This window comes from Modicisalibacter radicis (genome assembly GCF_900961225.1).
Taxonomy (GTDB): Bacteria; Pseudomonadota; Gammaproteobacteria; order Pseudomonadales; family Halomonadaceae; genus Modicisalibacter.
The window spans coordinates 54,186-69,966 of the sequence record NZ_CAAHFN010000049.1; the positions used below are offsets into that span (position 1 = coordinate 54,186).

Annotated in this window: 15 protein-coding genes; 10 read left to right on the forward strand and 5 right to left on the reverse strand. The window is 64.5% G+C overall.

What is annotated here, in order from left to right; genetic code table 11:
* Positions 1-14: 14 nt before the first annotated feature.
* On the reverse strand, positions 15-1,061 hold the full coding sequence (locus tag HR9077_RS03700; RefSeq protein WP_136065252.1) for a LacI family DNA-binding transcriptional regulator: 1,047 nt from the start codon (positions 1,059-1,061) through the stop codon (positions 15-17).
* Between the two features lie 266 nt (positions 1,062-1,327).
* Between HR9077_RS03700 and HR9077_RS03705 the strand changes: the two genes are divergently transcribed.
* The 4 genes from HR9077_RS03705 to HR9077_RS03720 are packed head-to-tail and all read left to right on the forward strand — an operon-like array spanning position 1,328 to position 5,150.
* Complete coding sequence (locus tag HR9077_RS03705; RefSeq protein ID WP_136065254.1) at positions 1,328-2,326, forward strand: tripartite tricarboxylate transporter substrate binding protein; 999 nt, start codon at positions 1,328-1,330, stop codon at positions 2,324-2,326.
* A 28-nt stretch (positions 2,327-2,354) separates the two neighbouring features.
* Entirely contained in the window at positions 2,355-2,828 is a 474-nt protein-coding gene (locus tag HR9077_RS03710) for a tripartite tricarboxylate transporter TctB family protein (protein ID WP_136065256.1), read from the forward strand.
* A 4-nt stretch (positions 2,829-2,832) separates the two neighbouring features.
* The gene (locus HR9077_RS03715) at positions 2,833-4,365 is read left to right on the forward strand and encodes a tripartite tricarboxylate transporter permease (RefSeq protein WP_136065258.1); all 1,533 of its coding nucleotides are present in this window, start codon (positions 2,833-2,835) and stop codon (positions 4,363-4,365) included.
* A complete protein-coding gene (locus HR9077_RS03720) occupies positions 4,362-5,150 on the forward strand; it encodes an HpcH/HpaI aldolase family protein (RefSeq protein WP_136065260.1) in 789 nt (262 codons plus the stop codon). The genes HR9077_RS03715 and HR9077_RS03720 overlap by 4 nt, the downstream gene beginning before the upstream one ends.
* Before the next feature lie 136 nt (positions 5,151-5,286).
* On the opposite strand, the gene HR9077_RS03725 is transcribed toward HR9077_RS03720, so the two are convergent.
* The 3 genes from HR9077_RS03725 to HR9077_RS03735 form a co-directional block, all read right to left on the reverse strand.
* A complete protein-coding gene (locus HR9077_RS03725) occupies positions 5,287-6,240 on the reverse strand; it encodes a Bug family tripartite tricarboxylate transporter substrate binding protein (protein WP_136065262.1) in 954 nt (317 codons plus the stop codon).
* Positions 6,241-6,324: 84 nt separating this feature from the next.
* On the reverse strand, positions 6,325-6,561 hold the full coding sequence (locus HR9077_RS03730; protein WP_210725849.1) for an FAD-linked oxidase C-terminal domain-containing protein: 237 nt from the start codon (positions 6,559-6,561) through the stop codon (positions 6,325-6,327).
* A complete protein-coding gene (locus HR9077_RS03735) occupies positions 6,554-8,263 on the reverse strand; it encodes a dihydroxyacetone kinase family protein (RefSeq protein WP_136065264.1) in 1,710 nt (569 codons plus the stop codon). The genes HR9077_RS03730 and HR9077_RS03735 overlap by 8 nt, the downstream gene beginning before the upstream one ends.
* Positions 8,264-8,517: 254 nt before the next feature.
* Between HR9077_RS03735 and HR9077_RS03740 the strand changes: the two genes are divergently transcribed.
* The 5 genes from HR9077_RS03740 (at position 8,518) to HR9077_RS03760 (ending at position 13,412) form a co-directional block, all read left to right on the forward strand.
* Positions 8,518-9,249: an IclR family transcriptional regulator gene (locus HR9077_RS03740; RefSeq protein WP_280178405.1), complete on the forward strand. Its 732-nt coding sequence runs from the start codon at positions 8,518-8,520 to the stop codon at positions 9,247-9,249.
* Between the two features lie 151 nt (positions 9,250-9,400).
* Positions 9,401-9,886 (forward strand): tripartite tricarboxylate transporter TctB family protein, encoded by a 486-nt coding sequence (locus HR9077_RS03745; RefSeq protein WP_136065267.1) that lies wholly within the window; start codon positions 9,401-9,403, stop codon positions 9,884-9,886.
* The gene (locus HR9077_RS03750; RefSeq protein ID WP_136065363.1) at positions 9,880-11,391 is read left to right on the forward strand and encodes a tripartite tricarboxylate transporter permease; all 1,512 of its coding nucleotides are present in this window, start codon (positions 9,880-9,882) and stop codon (positions 11,389-11,391) included. Before HR9077_RS03745 ends, HR9077_RS03750 begins: the two co-directional genes overlap by 7 nt.
* 104 nt (positions 11,392-11,495) lie before the next feature.
* A complete protein-coding gene (locus HR9077_RS03755) occupies positions 11,496-12,458 on the forward strand; it encodes a Bug family tripartite tricarboxylate transporter substrate binding protein (RefSeq protein ID WP_136065270.1) in 963 nt (320 codons plus the stop codon).
* A gap of 60 nt (positions 12,459-12,518) precedes the next feature.
* On the forward strand, positions 12,519-13,412 hold the full coding sequence (locus HR9077_RS03760; protein WP_136065272.1) for a dihydrodipicolinate synthase family protein: 894 nt from the start codon (positions 12,519-12,521) through the stop codon (positions 13,410-13,412).
* Between the two features lie 209 nt (positions 13,413-13,621).
* Here HR9077_RS03760 and HR9077_RS03765 read toward each other — a convergent pair whose 3' ends face one another.
* On the reverse strand, positions 13,622-14,464 hold the full coding sequence (locus HR9077_RS03765; RefSeq protein WP_244613018.1) for a formylglycine-generating enzyme family protein: 843 nt from the start codon (positions 14,462-14,464) through the stop codon (positions 13,622-13,624).
* Between the two features lie 258 nt (positions 14,465-14,722).
* Here HR9077_RS03765 and HR9077_RS03770 point away from each other — a divergent pair, with 258 nt between their 5' ends.
* The gene (locus HR9077_RS03770) at positions 14,723-15,742 is read left to right on the forward strand and encodes a LacI family DNA-binding transcriptional regulator (RefSeq protein ID WP_136065276.1); all 1,020 of its coding nucleotides are present in this window, start codon (positions 14,723-14,725) and stop codon (positions 15,740-15,742) included.
* Positions 15,743-15,781: the final 39 nt, after the last annotated feature.

The window sequence follows — 15,781 nt, forward strand, 5'->3', positions numbered from 1 at the left end:
GCCCCGGATGACCCTCAGCCCGGCGTCTCGACCAGCGAGGCTGGCGGTGGCCCGCTGCTCGCCCGCACTACCAGCTCGGGGGGCACCACCTCACGCACCGGCGGGTGACGGTCGCCCGCCATGCGGGCCAGCAGCAGCTCGCTGGCCCGTTGGCCGATCACGTCCGTGCGAACCCTGACGCTGGTAAGCGCTGGCGCGGAGTAGGCCGCCGCGCCCATGTCATCGAAGCCGGTGACCGAGAGATCCACTCCCGGACGCAGCCCATGTCGGTAACAGGCCGCCAGCACGCCGAAGGCGATGATGTCGGAAAAGCAGACAATGGCGGTCGGTGGGGTCGGCAACGCCAGCAGCCGCTCGAGCATGGCATCGCCGAAGGCCAGCGATGTCGGGCCGTGGTGGATGGTCTCGGCGGCGACCGGCAACCCGGCGGCCTCCATCCGCTGGCGGAAAGAGCGCTCGCGGTCCCGCGCCGTGGACGTGTCGCCGCCACCCCCCAGCCAGGCGAAGCGCCGATGCCCCGCGTCGTGCAGATGGTCGAAGAGCAGGCGGATGCCCAGTTCGTCGTCGTTGATGACGCGGTCGAAGCCGGTATCGGCGACATCCCGTGAAATCAGCACCAGCGGAAAATCCCGCAGGTGCCGCACCTGGGGTCCGTCGAGATCCTCGCGGGTGGTCCCGGCGACCGGCACCAGGATCAGCCCGGCGGCGCCATGCTCGGCCATCTGGCGAATGAAGCGGGCCTGGATCGAGGGCGTTTCATGGGCATGGCAGAACAGCATCATGCGGTCCGCCTCGCGAAAGCGTGCCTCCATGTGGCCGAGAAATTCGGTGAAGAAGGGGTTGCTCAGGTCGTTGAGGCATACCGCCACCGTACCGCTATCACCTCGCCGCAGGCCCGCCGCATGCCGGTTGTAGACGTAACCCAGCGCCTCGGCCGCCTGCTGGATGCGTTCCCGGGTCGCCCGGGAAATGCGCGGATCGTCGCGCAGGGCCAGCGAAACCGCGGAGACGGTCACCCCCACCCGGTCGGCAATGGTTTTCAGTGTCGGTCGATTTGCCATTCAGCGAGTTCCTGCGCCCACGAACGCCGGGCGAGCATCGGTGCGCTTCGCCACGCCCAGCCGCCCGGTCGGTATCGCCGAATCTTCTCATAGCGCTCTTTTCAGTGATATCGCGGGCCGCTGCGGGCCGGGTACCCCTTTGGTTCAACGACCAAGGTCGCATTGGTTCAATCGATTGAACTGTGTAAAAAACGAACCAGGAGGGCGGCCCGGGAGCGTTGTTTACGCCGCCTGGAAGGCTCACGCCACTGGTTAGGAGTAGACGTATGGTTCGCGCGACTTCGACAACGATGACGACCGCCTCGCTGGCCCTGTGGGCCGCGCTGGCGGCAACCCCCGCCTTGGCCGAGCAGCCGGGAGCCTGCGATTGGCAACCCGAGCGTGCCGTGACCTTCGTGGTTCCCTGGGGCACCGGCGGCGGCACCGATGCCAACGCACGCCGGCTGGCCAGCCTGCTCGAGGAGCAGATGGACGTGCCGTTCAACGTCGTCAACCGTACCGGGGGCAACGGTGTCGTCGGCCATACCACGCTCGCTCGTGGCAAGCCGGACGGCTATACCATCGGCGCCGCCACGGTCGAGATCGATACCATGCACTGGATCGGCCTGACGCCGTTGACGTACCGGGACATCACGCCCATCGCCCTGATCAACCGCAGCTCGCCCGGGGTACTGGTGCAGGAAGGCTCGCCCTACGACTCGCTCGGGGCCCTGCTCGACGAGGCACGCCGGAACCCCGGTGAGCTGACCGCCTCGGGAACCGCCCAGGGCGGCATCTGGCACCTCGCCCTGGCCGGCATGCTCAAGGCCGAGGGGCTGGCGCCCGACGCCATTCGCTGGATCCCCAGCCAGGGGGCCGGACCGGCACTCAAGGAGCTGATGGCGGGCGGCGTCGATGTCGCCACACCGGCGCTCGCCGAAGCCCGCAACCTGGTCGAACAGGGGGAGCTCAAGGCGCTGGGTTACATGAGCGATACGCCGATGGAGCAGATACCCGAGGTGCCCCTGACCGCGGAGACCCTGGAGAGCGGCTGGACGCTGAGTGCCTTCGTGACGGTCAGCGGTCCCGGCGGTCTGCCGGACGAGATCGCCTGCGCCTACGAGCAGGCGATCGAGACCGCCGTGAACAGCGAGGCCTGGGCCGAGTTCAAGCGCAGCCGCGGTACCCAGGTGGTGTTCGAGGATCGCCACGAGACCGCCCAAACCCTCGCCGAGGCCGACCGCCAACTGGGTGAAGTCATCGAGGCGATCGGCCTCGCCCAGTGAGCGCGGCGCATCGCTCACGGAGGTATCCATGTCTCGCAATGATCGCTTGTCGGGGAGCCTGCTGGTCCTGTTCGGCGCGCTGGTGCTGTGGCGCGCCTCGACCTTCCCGACCCTGGCCGGGCTGGAGTATGGCCCCGGCCTGTTTCCCGCCATCGCGGCGATCGGCCTGATGGTCTGCGGCGCGGCGATCGGCTTGGGGCCGCGGAGCCGGCGGCCGGCACAGAGCACCCCGACCGAGCCGGCCCGGCCATCGGGCCGGTGGGCGGCGGCACGCCCCCTGGCCCTGCTGGTCGTGGTATTCGGCTACGGCCTGCTGCTCGACCCCCTGGGCTTTCATATCGCCTCATTCCTGGCGGTTTTCGCCACGGGCCGGGTATTCGGGCTGCGTGTCACGGGTGCCGCGCTGCTGGCCCTGCCCCTAGTGATCGGCGTGCACCTGCTGTTCTATTCACTGCTGCGCGTCCCGCTCCCCTGGGGCCTTTTGACGCCACTGGCCTGGTGATTCCATGAGCGCCTCGACCCTTGCCGCCCTGTTCAGCCCCGCGTCCCTGGCGGTCATCGCCGCCTGCACGCTCTACGGCACCTTCATCGGCGCCATGCCGGGCCTGACCGCCACCATGGCGGTGGCCCTGCTGGTGCCGTTCACCTACTTCATGGATCCGCTGATCGCGATCAGCGCCATCGTCGCCACCACCACCACGGCGATCTTCGCCGGCGATGTCCCCGGCACCCTGATGCGCATCCCCGGCACGCCCGCCTCCGCGGCCTACGTCGAGGACGCCCACCGGCTTTCCCGCGCCGGACGCTCGCGCTCGACGCTGATGGTGTCGCTGTTCGCCGCCTGCATCGGCGGGCTGGTGGGGGTCGCCCTGCTGGCGCTCATCGCCCCGCAACTGGCGCGTGTCGCGGTGCAGTTTTCCAGCTTCGAAACCTTCTGGCTGGCCTGCCTGGGGCTGAGCTGCGCGGTACTGACCAGTAACGGCAGCGTGGCCAAGAGCTTCGCCAGTCTGTTCATGGGGTTGTTCATCGCCACGATCGGCATCGACGTGGCCGTCGGCCACCCGCGCTTCACCTTCGGCTATTACGAACTGTTCGACGGGGTCAGCTTCATACCCGCCATCATCGGCCTGTTTGCCCTCAGCGAGATCCTGCGCAGCGCCCAGGCACGGCGCGGCGAGCAAGCCGTCAACGCTGCCCAGGAACCGTTTGCCCAGGCGCTGCGCGAGGCAGGGCGCACGCTGCGTCGCTTCAAGCGCAACATCGCCCGCTCCAGCGTGCTGGGCACCCTGATCGGCGCGCTGCCCGGCGCAGGGGCGGACATCGCCGCATGGATCTGCTATGCGGTTTCGCGGCGCTTCTCGCGCCATCCCGAACGCTACGGCACGGGCTACATCGAGGGCGTGACCGATGGCGGCAGCGCCAACAACGCCGCCATTGGCGGGGCCTGGACGCCGGCGCTGGTGTTCGGCATCCCCGGCGACAGCGTCACCGCCATCGCCATCGGCATCCTGCTGCTCAACGGGATGTCGCCCGGGCCGCAGATATTCACCGACTCGCCGGAACTGGTACACACCCTGTACGGGGCCTTCGCGCTGAGCAATCTCGCCATGATCCCCGCGGGCCTGCTGGTGATCATGATTTCCAGCCAGGTGGTGCGTATCCCGCGCCGGGTGCTGATGCCCATCGTGCTGCTGTTCTCGCTGGTGGGTGCCTATGCCATCACCAACTCGGTGATTGCCATCTGGACCGTGCTGGCGCTGGGCATCCTGGGCTACGCCATGGAGGCCAACGGCTTTCCGCTGGCGCCCGCCATCCTCGGCATCGTCCTCGGCGAGATCGTCGAGGAAAACTTCATGACCTCGATGATGAAAGCCCAGGGCGACTTGCTGGCCTTCTTCGAGCGTCCCTGGGCGGCGGCGCTGGGCATTCTGACCCTGCTGCTCTGGGCGCTGCTGCTGACCCGTGGCATCCACGAGAGCGTCCGCCGCCGACGCCACCCCGATTCCTCGACCACCTCGCAAACGGATACCTCTTCATGAGCCCACGCAACCGCACCAAACTCGCCCTGCAGCAGGGCCGGACCGTCAGCGCCCTGTGGCTGGAAAGCGCCAGCCCCGAACTGGCCGAAGTGGCCGTCTGGGCCGGCTGGAAGACCATCCTGATCGACAACGAGCACGGCGTATCGAGCCTCGAACATACCGCGCACCTGGTCCGCGCCATCGAAGCCGCGGGTGGCGAGGCGGTCCTGCGCATCCCCGCCAACGATCCGGCCTATCTGAAGAAGGTCCTCGACATGGGCGTGCGCTCGATCATGGTGCCGATGGTCAACAGCGCCGAACAGGCCCGCGCCGTCGTCGATGCCTGCCGCTACCCTCCCCAGGGCCAGCGCGGTTATGCGGCGCCGATCGTGCGCGCCTCGGGCTACGGTGCCTTCGGCGACTATGCTCGTCAGGCCAACGACGACCTGTTGTTGATCGCTCAGATCGAGCATGTCGATGCGGCCGACAACGTCGAGGCGATCGCCGGGGTCGAGGGCATCGACATGCTGTTTATCGGCCCCAACGACCTAGCGGGTTCCATGGGACGGCTGGAGCAACTGGAGGACGGCCGGGTACGCGAGCTGATCGGCGACCTGGAGCGGCGCATCACCGCCAGCGGGCGCTTGATGGGCACCATCACCGGCCCCGGGCGCGACGTCGCCACCCTGACCGATAGCGGCTACCGCTTCGTTGCCGGCCCCAACGACATCGCGCTGTTCGCCAGCACCCTGCGTCAGGAAGCGGCCCTGTGGCGCGGGCAGTCGGCCGATTTCGACGCTTGCTGACTGCCTGAGACTCGCTCGCGCCCCGCGACATGGGCGTGCATGCTATTCACCCCAGCAACGAGCGCAGGCCCGCGATGGCATCCTTGCCGCGGGCCTGCTTCCTGTCGGGATCTTCCGCATTCACCGCGAAACGCGACTACTTGCCGTAGCCCAGCGCTCGCATGACGCGTGCGGTATCTTCTTCATGCGTTTTCATCAAGTTGCGCAGCCCTTCGGCGTCAAACGGACGAACGCCGAACCCCGCCTGGGACATGGCCTTCTTGAACGCCTCCGAATCGGTCACTGCAAGGACGGCCTCTTCCCACACCTTGGCGGCCTCTTCGGGCATGCCCTTGGGACCGCCGAGCGCACGCCACGTCCCGCCATCGACGGGGCTTCCGGTGAGTTCGCCGGCCAGCGGGACTGAGGTGAAACCGTCGACGGGCTCCGGGCTGAGAACGGTCAGCGGGCGCACCAGACCGGCATCGATCATGGAACTCGCTTCCGGCAGCGAGGCAGTCAGAAAATCGACGCCCCCCGATACGAGCTCGGACAAGCCACTGGCAGCGCCCTTACCGGGAATCCAGCGGATCCTGGCCACGTCGACCCCCTCATCGAGGAGCAAGCTGGCTACCGGTACGTCCCAGACGCTGCCGCAGGCCCCGCTGCAATGCGTGGTGTAATCCGCAGGCGACTGCCTGAGGGCATCGACCGCTTGCGACGCGTCATCGAAATCGGAATTCGCGGCGGTGAACAAGGCCGAGCTGTCACCGTTGAAGTTGGCGATCGGCGTGAAATCGCTCAACGAGAAATCCGCCTGCCCGGTGTAGTGGTAGCCGGCATAGGGAAACAGCAAGCCTACCGTGTAACCATCGGGTTTGGCGTTCTTGATCGACGTCAGGCCGACGACGCCGCCGCCTTGCCCCTGATTGACGATGGTAATGGGTTGCCCGAGCTCCTCCTCTAGCCCTCTGGCCAACAAACGTGTCGTGGTATCGCCGCCGCCTCCCGCGCCAGCCGGCACGATGATGGTCAATGGACGATCGGGAAAGCCCTGGGCCTGCACGACGGTTGAAAAGAGGCCAAGCGCGATGATGAGCAAGCGTTTCATGTCGACGACTCCTGTTGTTTTTTTCGATTGACCGCAGCGCGGCCCTTGCCAGTCACTCCTCCGCGGGCAGGATCTTGCCCGGATTCAGAATCCCTTGCGGATCGAGTGCATGTTCAGCGTGCGCACCAACGCAACGCCGGATTCTCCGAACTCCTCGATCATGTAGGGGGTCTTGCCGAAGCCGATCCCATGCTCACCGGTGCAGGTCCCTCCCAGCGCAATCGCATGGCGAGCCAGCCGTGAGGCCAGGGAAGCAGCCAGTTTGCATGTAAGCCATATCTCGACTCCTCTCGAGGCAGCGAATATCAGTGGCTCAATCACCGCTGGCATCCAGCGAGTCCCGCAGCGCGGCCAGCCAGATCGCGACCGCGACCGCGCCGCCATCGGGTGTGCCTAGCGCGCGTTCACCAAGATAGGCGGCACGGCCGAACTTGGGTTGCAACTGCGCCGTGGACCGCGCGCCCTCCTCGGCGGCTCGAACCGCTTCGTCGAGGGCCGCCAGGCCCGCCGCACCTTGCTGAATCGCCGCGACAAACGCCTCCTGGGCGGGGGCCAGCGCGTCGACCATGGTGCGATCCCCCGGCGCTGCACCACCGATCTCGGAGACGGCGAACCGGGCGGCACTGAAGGCATTCATCCAGTCCTCGGGGGTAGCGTCGTGCGTCGGCATCACCTGGGCGGCACGCAACAGGGCCGTGGCATAGAAAGGGCCGGAACTGCCGGCAATGGCGCGACGAAGCGCATCCCCCACTGCCAGCAGACACTGGCGAGGGGAATGCAGTACACCACCGGGAAGCTGGCGGAGCGCTTGTGCACCACGGGTCATGCTCGCCCCGAGATCGCCGTCACCGGCTTGAGCATCGAGATGCGTCAAGGTCTCTTCGCTCGCGATGAGACGCTCGGCAATGGCGTCGAGCGCTCGGCGCAGCACCGGGTCCTCCGCGCCGTCGCCGCCGACCGGCGCATCGACTGCCGTGCCGGCGACGGGCAGGGCAACGACGCGGCGAGTCGCAGGAACATCGGCCGAGCGCGGCCAGACCCGCACCTCGGTCGGTGCATTCAGTAGTTCGCGGCGCTCGTCGCTCAAGGGGATCAGCGAAATCGAGCACCCCGGCATCTCCAGTGCGGTCATGAACTCGCCGGTCCAGATCATGTCGACACGCAGGCCCCTCGAGCGCAGGCCCGCCAGGGTTTCCCGCGCCACGATTGCCAGTTCCATGGGTGGCGTGCCACCCAGGCCGTTGATCAGCACCCCCAGGCCGTCAGCGGCAGGGCCGATTTCCTCGAGGATGGCATCGAGCATTTGGTCCACGATAGCGGCGGCTGGCATCAGTTCGGCCTTTCTGGCGCCCTTCTCGCCGTGAATGCCCAGCCCGAACTCGATTTCGCGCTCACCCAGCTCGAAACCGGCTTTCCCGGCGGTGGGCACGATGCAGGAACCCAGGGCGATTCCCATGGTCCCGAGCGACGCCGCAGCCGCCTCGGCGAGAGCCGTGACGGCCTTCAGCGACTCCCCCCGCGCCGCTGCAGCGCCTGCGATCTTGTGGATCAGCACGGTTCCGGCCAGGCCACGGCTCCGGTCTCTGGGCAGGCTCTCTCGCAGTGCCACGTCATCGGCAATCATGACGATCTCGGTGGGAATGCCATTGGCTCGCGCCATTTCGGCCGCCAACGTGAAATTGAGCCTATCGCCGGTATAATTCTTGACCACCAGCAACGCGCCATTGGGACCGGCCGAGGCGCGGATGGCCGCGTAGACGGCATCGACACTCGGTGACGTGAAAACATCGCCGGCGATGGCGGCAGTCAGCATGCCCATCCCGACGAACCCCGCATGGGCCGGTTCATGGCCGCTACCGCCCCCCGCGATGACGGCAACCGCCCTCTCTTCAGGCGTTTCCGGGAGATCGGCACGAACGACGACGGCTTCCTCGGCCAGTAACGCCAGCCGCGGATTGCTGTCGACCAACCCCTCCAGCAGCTCACGCACGACATGCCTCGGATCATTGATTAGCTTTTTCATTACCACCCCACCGCTTGGATTCCGTTATACGGAATAACTTACCGTTCAATAAGTCAATATCCACTTTTGGGTAACAAGAAGCCCCCCATACGGAACCTCTTCATTCAATCGGAATGCGGGTGGCGGCGGACTACATTGATCCAAGTCGCGGAAAATGCGATCTTTTGGCAAGCCATACGAGGAAACCCATGAACGACATTCCACGATCAACGACACAGGAAGGCCGCGACTCGGGCGCCAAGTCGTTTTACAAGATGGCCACGGTACTCGACTGTTTTTCCCGCTCTCGAGGGCATTTATCGATTACCGACATGGTCGAGATGACGGGCCTGCCGAGAACGACCGTGCACAGGATCGTTGCGTCACTGCGCGAGATTGGGATGATCGACCAGGACCATCGCCGTGGGGATTACCGCCTGGGGTTGCGCATGTTCTATTACGGCAGCGCCGTGCTGGCGAATCTGGATCTCAACCGGCACGCGCGGCCTCATGTCATGGAGCTGCACCAGATCACCGGAGAGATCGTTCACCTGCACATGTTCGATGGCAGCCAGATGGTCTGTATCGAACGCGAGGAAATGGGCGAGACACGCCTCACGACCCTGACGACCATCGAAGCGGCCCCCATCCATTGCACCAGCGTCGGCAAGGCTTTTCTGGCCTTTCAGAACGACGCCTTGATCGCTCGCATCGTCAAGGAAGAGGGACTCGAATCCCGCACCCCCAACACGTTGACCGACATCACCGCCCTGCGCGAGGAAATGCAGCGTATCCGCGACAGAGGCTACGCCAGGGACGACGAGGAGAACGAGCTAGGCATTCGCTGTGTCGGCGCGCCGATCCACGACAGCCGGGGCCGAGTCTTCGCCTCGATCAGTGTCTCGGGGCCCGCCGAACGCCTCCCGGCTTTCCGACAGGACGGCCTCGCCCCGACAGTAATGCGCACGGCCGACAATATCGCCCGGGAACTGAGCTGGAACGGATAAAAAGGGATTTGTCCAAAATAAAAAGACCCTTAATCCGAATGTCGGATTGCAAGCATAGAAAAACGCCGTAATCTCCCTATCAGTGACACAGCGGCTCCAGTAGTGGCAATGCGAGCCGCCGGTCGTTCCCACAATCACAGGGAGATGCGCCGTGCGAATCCATGACGTCGTGATGGGGCCCTTGATCCTGCTGACAGGGCTGGGCCTCTGCCTTTGGGCTTCTTTCCTACCTCACCCCGGCAACGTCGCCTTCGGTCCAGGGCTCTTTCCGACACTGACGGGTAGTGGTCTGGCCATTTCGGGCTCCATCATTGGCCTTTCCGGCTGGCTAAAGCGTCGGGGACAACCGCTTTTCCACAAGCCGGAATGGATGAGCCATCGGAACATCGCACTCAATTTCTGGCTGATCCCTTTGCTCATCGTCGGCTATCTTTTGTGCGTCGATACCCTCGGATTCCTGCTGACAGCCACCATCGTGCTGTTTTCCATGATGGTGGCCAACGCCGTCGCTTGGAGCCGTGCCTTGCCGACCGCCATCGTCACGGCGGCGTCGATCAATGTGCTGTTCGCCTCACTGCTTCATGTTCCCCTGCCCTGGGGCCCGCTGACGAACGTCTCGGGGTGGCTGATATGGTGATGTTATCCGACGTCATGTCCCAGTTGACCGACGGGTATCTACTGCTGGTCATCTTCTGTTCGGCGGTATACGGGCTGGTCATCGGCGCCATCCCGGGTCTGACGGCTCTCATGGCCAGCGCCCTGCTGGTTCCTTTCGTCATCTTCATGCAACCACTCCCCGCCGTGGCCGCCATCATCACCGCTTCCGCCATGGCCATCTTCGCCGGCGACATTCCTGGCGCACTGCTGCGAATGCCCGGAACGCCTGCCTCCGCCGCCTATGCCAATGAGGCCAACGACATGGTTCGCCGTGGCAAGGGCGCCGCGGCACTCGGTGCCGGCCTGATCGCCTCGTCGCTGGGCGGGCTGGTCAGCGCTGTCATTCTGTCCCTGGCGGCACCCTCGCTGGCCAAGATCGCCCTGGTCTTCAGTTCCGTGGAATATTTCTGGCTCGGCGTACTGGGGTTGAGCTGCGCCACCTTCGTCGCCGGCGGTTCGCTTTTCAAGGGGCTGGCATCGCTCTTCCTGGGGTTGTCTCTGGCGACGGTGGGCATGGACCCCATCAGCGGTATTCCACGCTTCTCGTTGGGTTCTCCCAACTTGCTCGGCGGGTTCGGGCTGATTCCCGTCCTCATCGGCTTGTTCGCGATATCCGAACTGCTTCGCAACGCGGCCAATCCACCGCACGCCGATGCGCTACCCAAGACGACGGGATCGATACTGATACCCAGTCTTTCCAACCTGTGGCGGCATCGGTTGGGCACGCTTCGTGGCAGCGCGATCGGGACCATGACCGGTGCGCTACCCGGTGCGGGGTCGGATATCGCGGCCTGGATATCCTACGCCATTGCCCGTCGCGGCAGTCGAGCCGGGCGGCGTGACGACGACCACGGCGCTACCGAGCGGATCATGTCCGCCAGCTCGGCGAACAACGCCAGCCTGGGGGGCGCCTATATCCCGGCAACCGTCTTCGGCATCCCCGGCGATGCCATTACCGCCATCGTGATTTCGGTCATGTTCATCAAGGGTATCAATCCAGGCCCTACGCTCTTTCTCAACAAGCCTGAAGTCATTTACACCATCTTCGGCATCTTCTTCATCGCCAACCTGCTGCTGATCCCGTTGGGCATCCTGTGCATCAGGGGGTTTGGTTATATCCTGCGGCTTCCAAGGGCCTATGTGTCTCCCGTCGTTCTCCTGTTCTGCATCCTGGGCGCCTTTTCCGTCGAGAACACGTTGTTCGCGGTCGGCCTCATCGCTGTCTTCGGGCTGTTGGGCTATGTCATGGAATCCAATGACATCCCGCTGGCACCGGCCATCCTGGGCCTGATCCTGGGCCCCATGATCGAAGAGACCTTCATGACGACCATCCTCAAGTCGCAGGGCGACCTGGGTATCTTCTTCGATCGCCAGATCGGCGCCGTGCTGGGCGTCGTGACGATCCTGGCCTGGGTTCTGGCCCTTGGCGCTCAAGCCTGGCCCGCACTGGCTCGCCGTAACCATCGAAACCCATATTCCAAATAACGGGACAATACGATAGTCCAATTTCATTATCCCGAAAAAGGCTCGATCATCGACCTTGCCACGTGTTTTTACCGAGAAACGACCGAGCCCCAAAGGAGAACGCCATGAAGTTCAAGTCAGCGGTCGCCGGATTACTGATGAGCCTGGCCATGTCGCCCATGGTCGCAGCCGAGGATAGTTGGCCGACACAGCCCGTGAAAATGGTCGTGATCGCCGGAGCAGGGGGAGGCAGCGATTATGTCTTCCGCCTTTTATCCCGAGAATTGGAACAGAATACAGGCCAGCCGTTCAGCGTCATCAACCAGGCACAAGGTGGCGGGGTAGTCGGCATGACGACCTACACCCAGGCCGCTCCCGATGGCTACACGCTGGGACAGATGTCGCCTTTCGCTCAGTACCGGCTCCTGGACCAGGCCGACTTCACCAGCGACAGCTTCAGTCCCATTGCCCTGGTCAACATGGATCCTGCTGCCGTGCATGTCGCCGCCGACTCCGACCTGCACTCATTGCAGGATATCGTCGACCGGCTCAAGGCGGACCCCGCCAGCCTGACGATCTCCTGCGGCGGAACCTGCAACGCCAGCTGGGACATTCCTTTCGTCTCGCTGATGCTGGACGAGGGCGTGGATGTCGCGGCACTGAATCTCATACCGGCCAAAGGGTCCGCGGCGGGATTGCAGGAGCTGATCTCCGGCGGCATGGACGTCGTTCTCTCTTCTCTGCCGGAAACCGATTCGCTGCGCGAAGCCGGCCTGGTCAAGAACCTGGCGGTCTTCGCGGATGAGCGTCTCAAACGTTATCCCGATGTGCCGACCGTGGAGGAAGCCGTCGGTCAAGACGTCACCGGTGGTACGTGGCGCGGCGTCGCAGGTCCTGCGGGCATGTCGCCGGAACTCGTCAAAGCGATCCAGGCACAGGTCAAGAAGGCCTTCGATTCCGAGGCATTCCAGCAGGGCATGGCCGACCGTGGATTCGGTGCCGTCTGGATGAACGCTCGGGAACTGGGTGACTTCATGGCCGAGCACGAAGCACAAACGCAACGCGTGCTGGGTGAACTGCGCCAATAGAGCCTCCCTCCCTGGACAATGAAATTTGCCAACCCGATACCCAACAGGAAAAACGCGATAATGAAGCACGATCTGAAAGGAATAATTCCGCCGCTGGTCACGCCGTTCGACGACAACGAAATGCTCGACGAAGCAGCACTCCGGGAAAATGTGCGATTCATGCTGAAGAAGAACGTGCACGGCATCTGCCTGGGAGGCAGCACCGGGGAGGGCCACACGCTCTCCGTGGAAGAGCTGGCCAGGTCGATCGAGATTGCCTGTGAAGAGGTCGAGGGTCGCATTCCCGTCGTTGCCGGCATTATCGCCAACAGCACGCGGGATGCCATCGCCGCGGCCAAGGCGGTGTCGAAGTTCGAGGTTGCCGCGCTGCAGATCACCCCGGTTCACTACGTGTTCAAGCCGACCGAAGATGCGACCTATGCGCACTTCGAGCGCCTGACATCGGAAGTCGACATTCCGATCATCATCTACAACGTCGTGCCCTGGAACTACCTCTCACCGCAACTCCTGGTGCGCATCATGGAGGGGCTGCCTGGTGTCATCGGCGTCAAGCAGAGTGCGGGCGACCTGAAACTGATGGCCGACCTGATGATCAGCGTTCCCCAGGGTCGCCTGGTGTTCACCGCCGTCGATGCGCTGCTGTATCCCTCCTTCGCCATTGGCGCCCACGGCACGATCGCGGCGAACCCGGCGGCCGTACCGGGCGTTTGCGTCAGTCTCTGGGATGCCGTCCAAAGCGGCGATCACGAGCGCGCAAAGGAGATTCACGAAGCGCTGCTGGCATTCTGGAACACGATCTTCGCGGACAACCTGCCGGCAAACGTAAAGTATGTGCTCTCCAAGCAGGGGGTGGCGACGGGACGTCCTAGAATGCCGATGCCGGTGACGAGCGCTGCACAGGCAGCGGCCATCGACGCCCAACTGGAGAAGGTCCTGCGCTACGATCAGGCCTGACTCTGACGAGTCTATCGAATCCGAGCCCGCCACGCGCTCCATCGCCGGCTATCGAGCCGGCGATGGCATGCGTGGCGGCAATGGTGCCTGTCAGAAGCATCGATCGCACGAATGCCACCGACCTGATCACCCGCTTCGACACGGGCTCCAGCGCTGCCGAATGTCCATGACTCCGGGCAGCTCCGCCAGCACCTGGATGGATGATTGCGTCAAACGGAAAGCGCGCAACGAAAGCCGAGATTGCCTGACGAGGAGTCCGGCGTGTTGCCGGTACGCGCCGCGACCCGGTAGCGGTTGCAGTAGGAGTGGTGACACAGATAGGAGCCACCGCGCATGACCCGTCCCCGACCGCCGGAGGGGCCAGTCGGATCGGCCGGTACCGGCGCGGGGTGATGGATACCGAACCAGTCGGCACACCACTCCCACACGTTGCCGCTGACATTGAAGATGCCATAACCGTTGGAGGGAAAGGCATCGACCGGACAGGTCCCCATGTAGCCATCCTCACAGGTGTTGCGGGTCGGGAACTCTCCCTGCCAGATATTGCAGCGATGCTGTCCCTCGGGCATCAGCTCGTCGCCCCAGGGGTAACGCTTTTGTTCCAGTCCGCCACGCGCCATGAACTCCCATTCGGCCTCGGTCGGCAAGCGCTTTCCGGCCCAGCGACAGTACGCCAGCGCGTCATTGTGCGAGACGTGAATCACGGGGTGATTGTCGCGCCCGTCAATTGACGTCCCCGGCCCTTCGGGCTGGCGCCAGCAAGCGCCCTGGATCGCCAACCACCACGGGGTGCTCGGTACAGACCCCACGGTGTGCTCGCGATTGTCCGGCGCCACGAGGCCTTCAAACACGAACGACCAGCCAAACTGTTCTGCCTCGGTGACATACCCCGTGGCCCCGACGAATTCGGCAAACGCCCGATTGCTGACGGCATGGGCATCGATCAGGAATGGTGCGACGTCCACCTCCCGGATCGGCCCTTCGCCATCCTGAGGAAAGCCCTGAACGTCATCGGTGCCCATCAGAAACCGCCCCCCCGCCAGGGCGCACATACCGGTTGTCTCCGCCGGCGCCCGACGCGGGGCAATGCCGGAGGCCACCGGCTTGTCCTGTCCTAACGGACGCGAGACCGCACAACAGGGAGAGGAAGGTCTTGAAGTCATGATCAATTCCGGACAGGCAGGCCGCAGGGCAGTACACACCACACGCCACGACCCTACAATGGGTTCGGGAAAGCCCTTACTGCACAGCGGCCTGGCCACGGCGTCAAGAGCTGAAGCGCATCATCACCTTAAAGGAAAGGCAGGACCATGAAACGAGTGACCCTGAGTCAGGTGGCCGAGCATGCGGGCGTTTCCCGCGCGACGGCGTCGCTGGTCATGCGTGGCGAAGGACGCATCAGTACCGAGACCCGCGAGCGGGTGCAACAGTCCATGCAGGCGCTGGGCTATGTCTATCATCGTGGCGCAGCCGCCCTGCGCGAGCGGCGCAGCGGGGTTATCGGCCTTCTGGTCACTCAGCTCTCCAACCCCTTTCATGCCGCCATGGCCGTTCAGTTCGAGCAGACGCTGGCCGAGGCCGGCTATCTGACCATGCTGGCCAACACCTTCGACAACCCCGAGCGCGAGCGCTCGCTGATTCGCTCGATGCGCGAGATGCCGGTCGATGCGCTGGCCCATGTCCCGGTCTCGACACTCCAGCGCGAAGAATCGCAAGGCCTGCCCGCCGGCTACTGGCCCGACCTGGCACTCACCCGCCAGCCACAGATCGAGACACCCTGGATCGGCCAGAACGACATCCACGGGGGGGCGCTGGCCGCCGAGCACTTAAGCCGCGTGCACGGCTGCCGGCGACTGGTCTATCTGGGAGGACCGGAAGGTGCGTCGGTGCGCACGGAACGGGTGCAGGGCGTCAACCACGCGATCAAGGCGGCCGGCGGGCGGCTGGTAGCCGACATGACCGGTCATGCCAGCGTTCAGGGCGGTCTGCAACTGGCCGAGCAGTGGCTGGACGGCGATATCGCTACCGATGGTGTGATCTGTCACAGCGATATTATCGCCTTTGCGCTGATGGCCGCTTGTCGTCGACGAATCGGTCAAATCCCCTGGCCGATCATCGGCTTTGACGGCCTTGAAGAGTCCGCGCTTTACGATCCGCCGCTGACCACTGTCACGGTCGGCCCCGAAGAGGTTGGGGCACTGGCTGCTCATCGCATACTGGCCATTCTTGATGGTCAGGACGTGCCATCTGAGCAGCGGCTGGATCCGATTCTGGCCGTGCGTGCCTCCTGCGGTTGCAATCTGGCGACAGGGGGCAAGACCAAAGGCTGATTGTGCAAGCAGGGTCGTCTCCATAACCTCCTTGGGTAG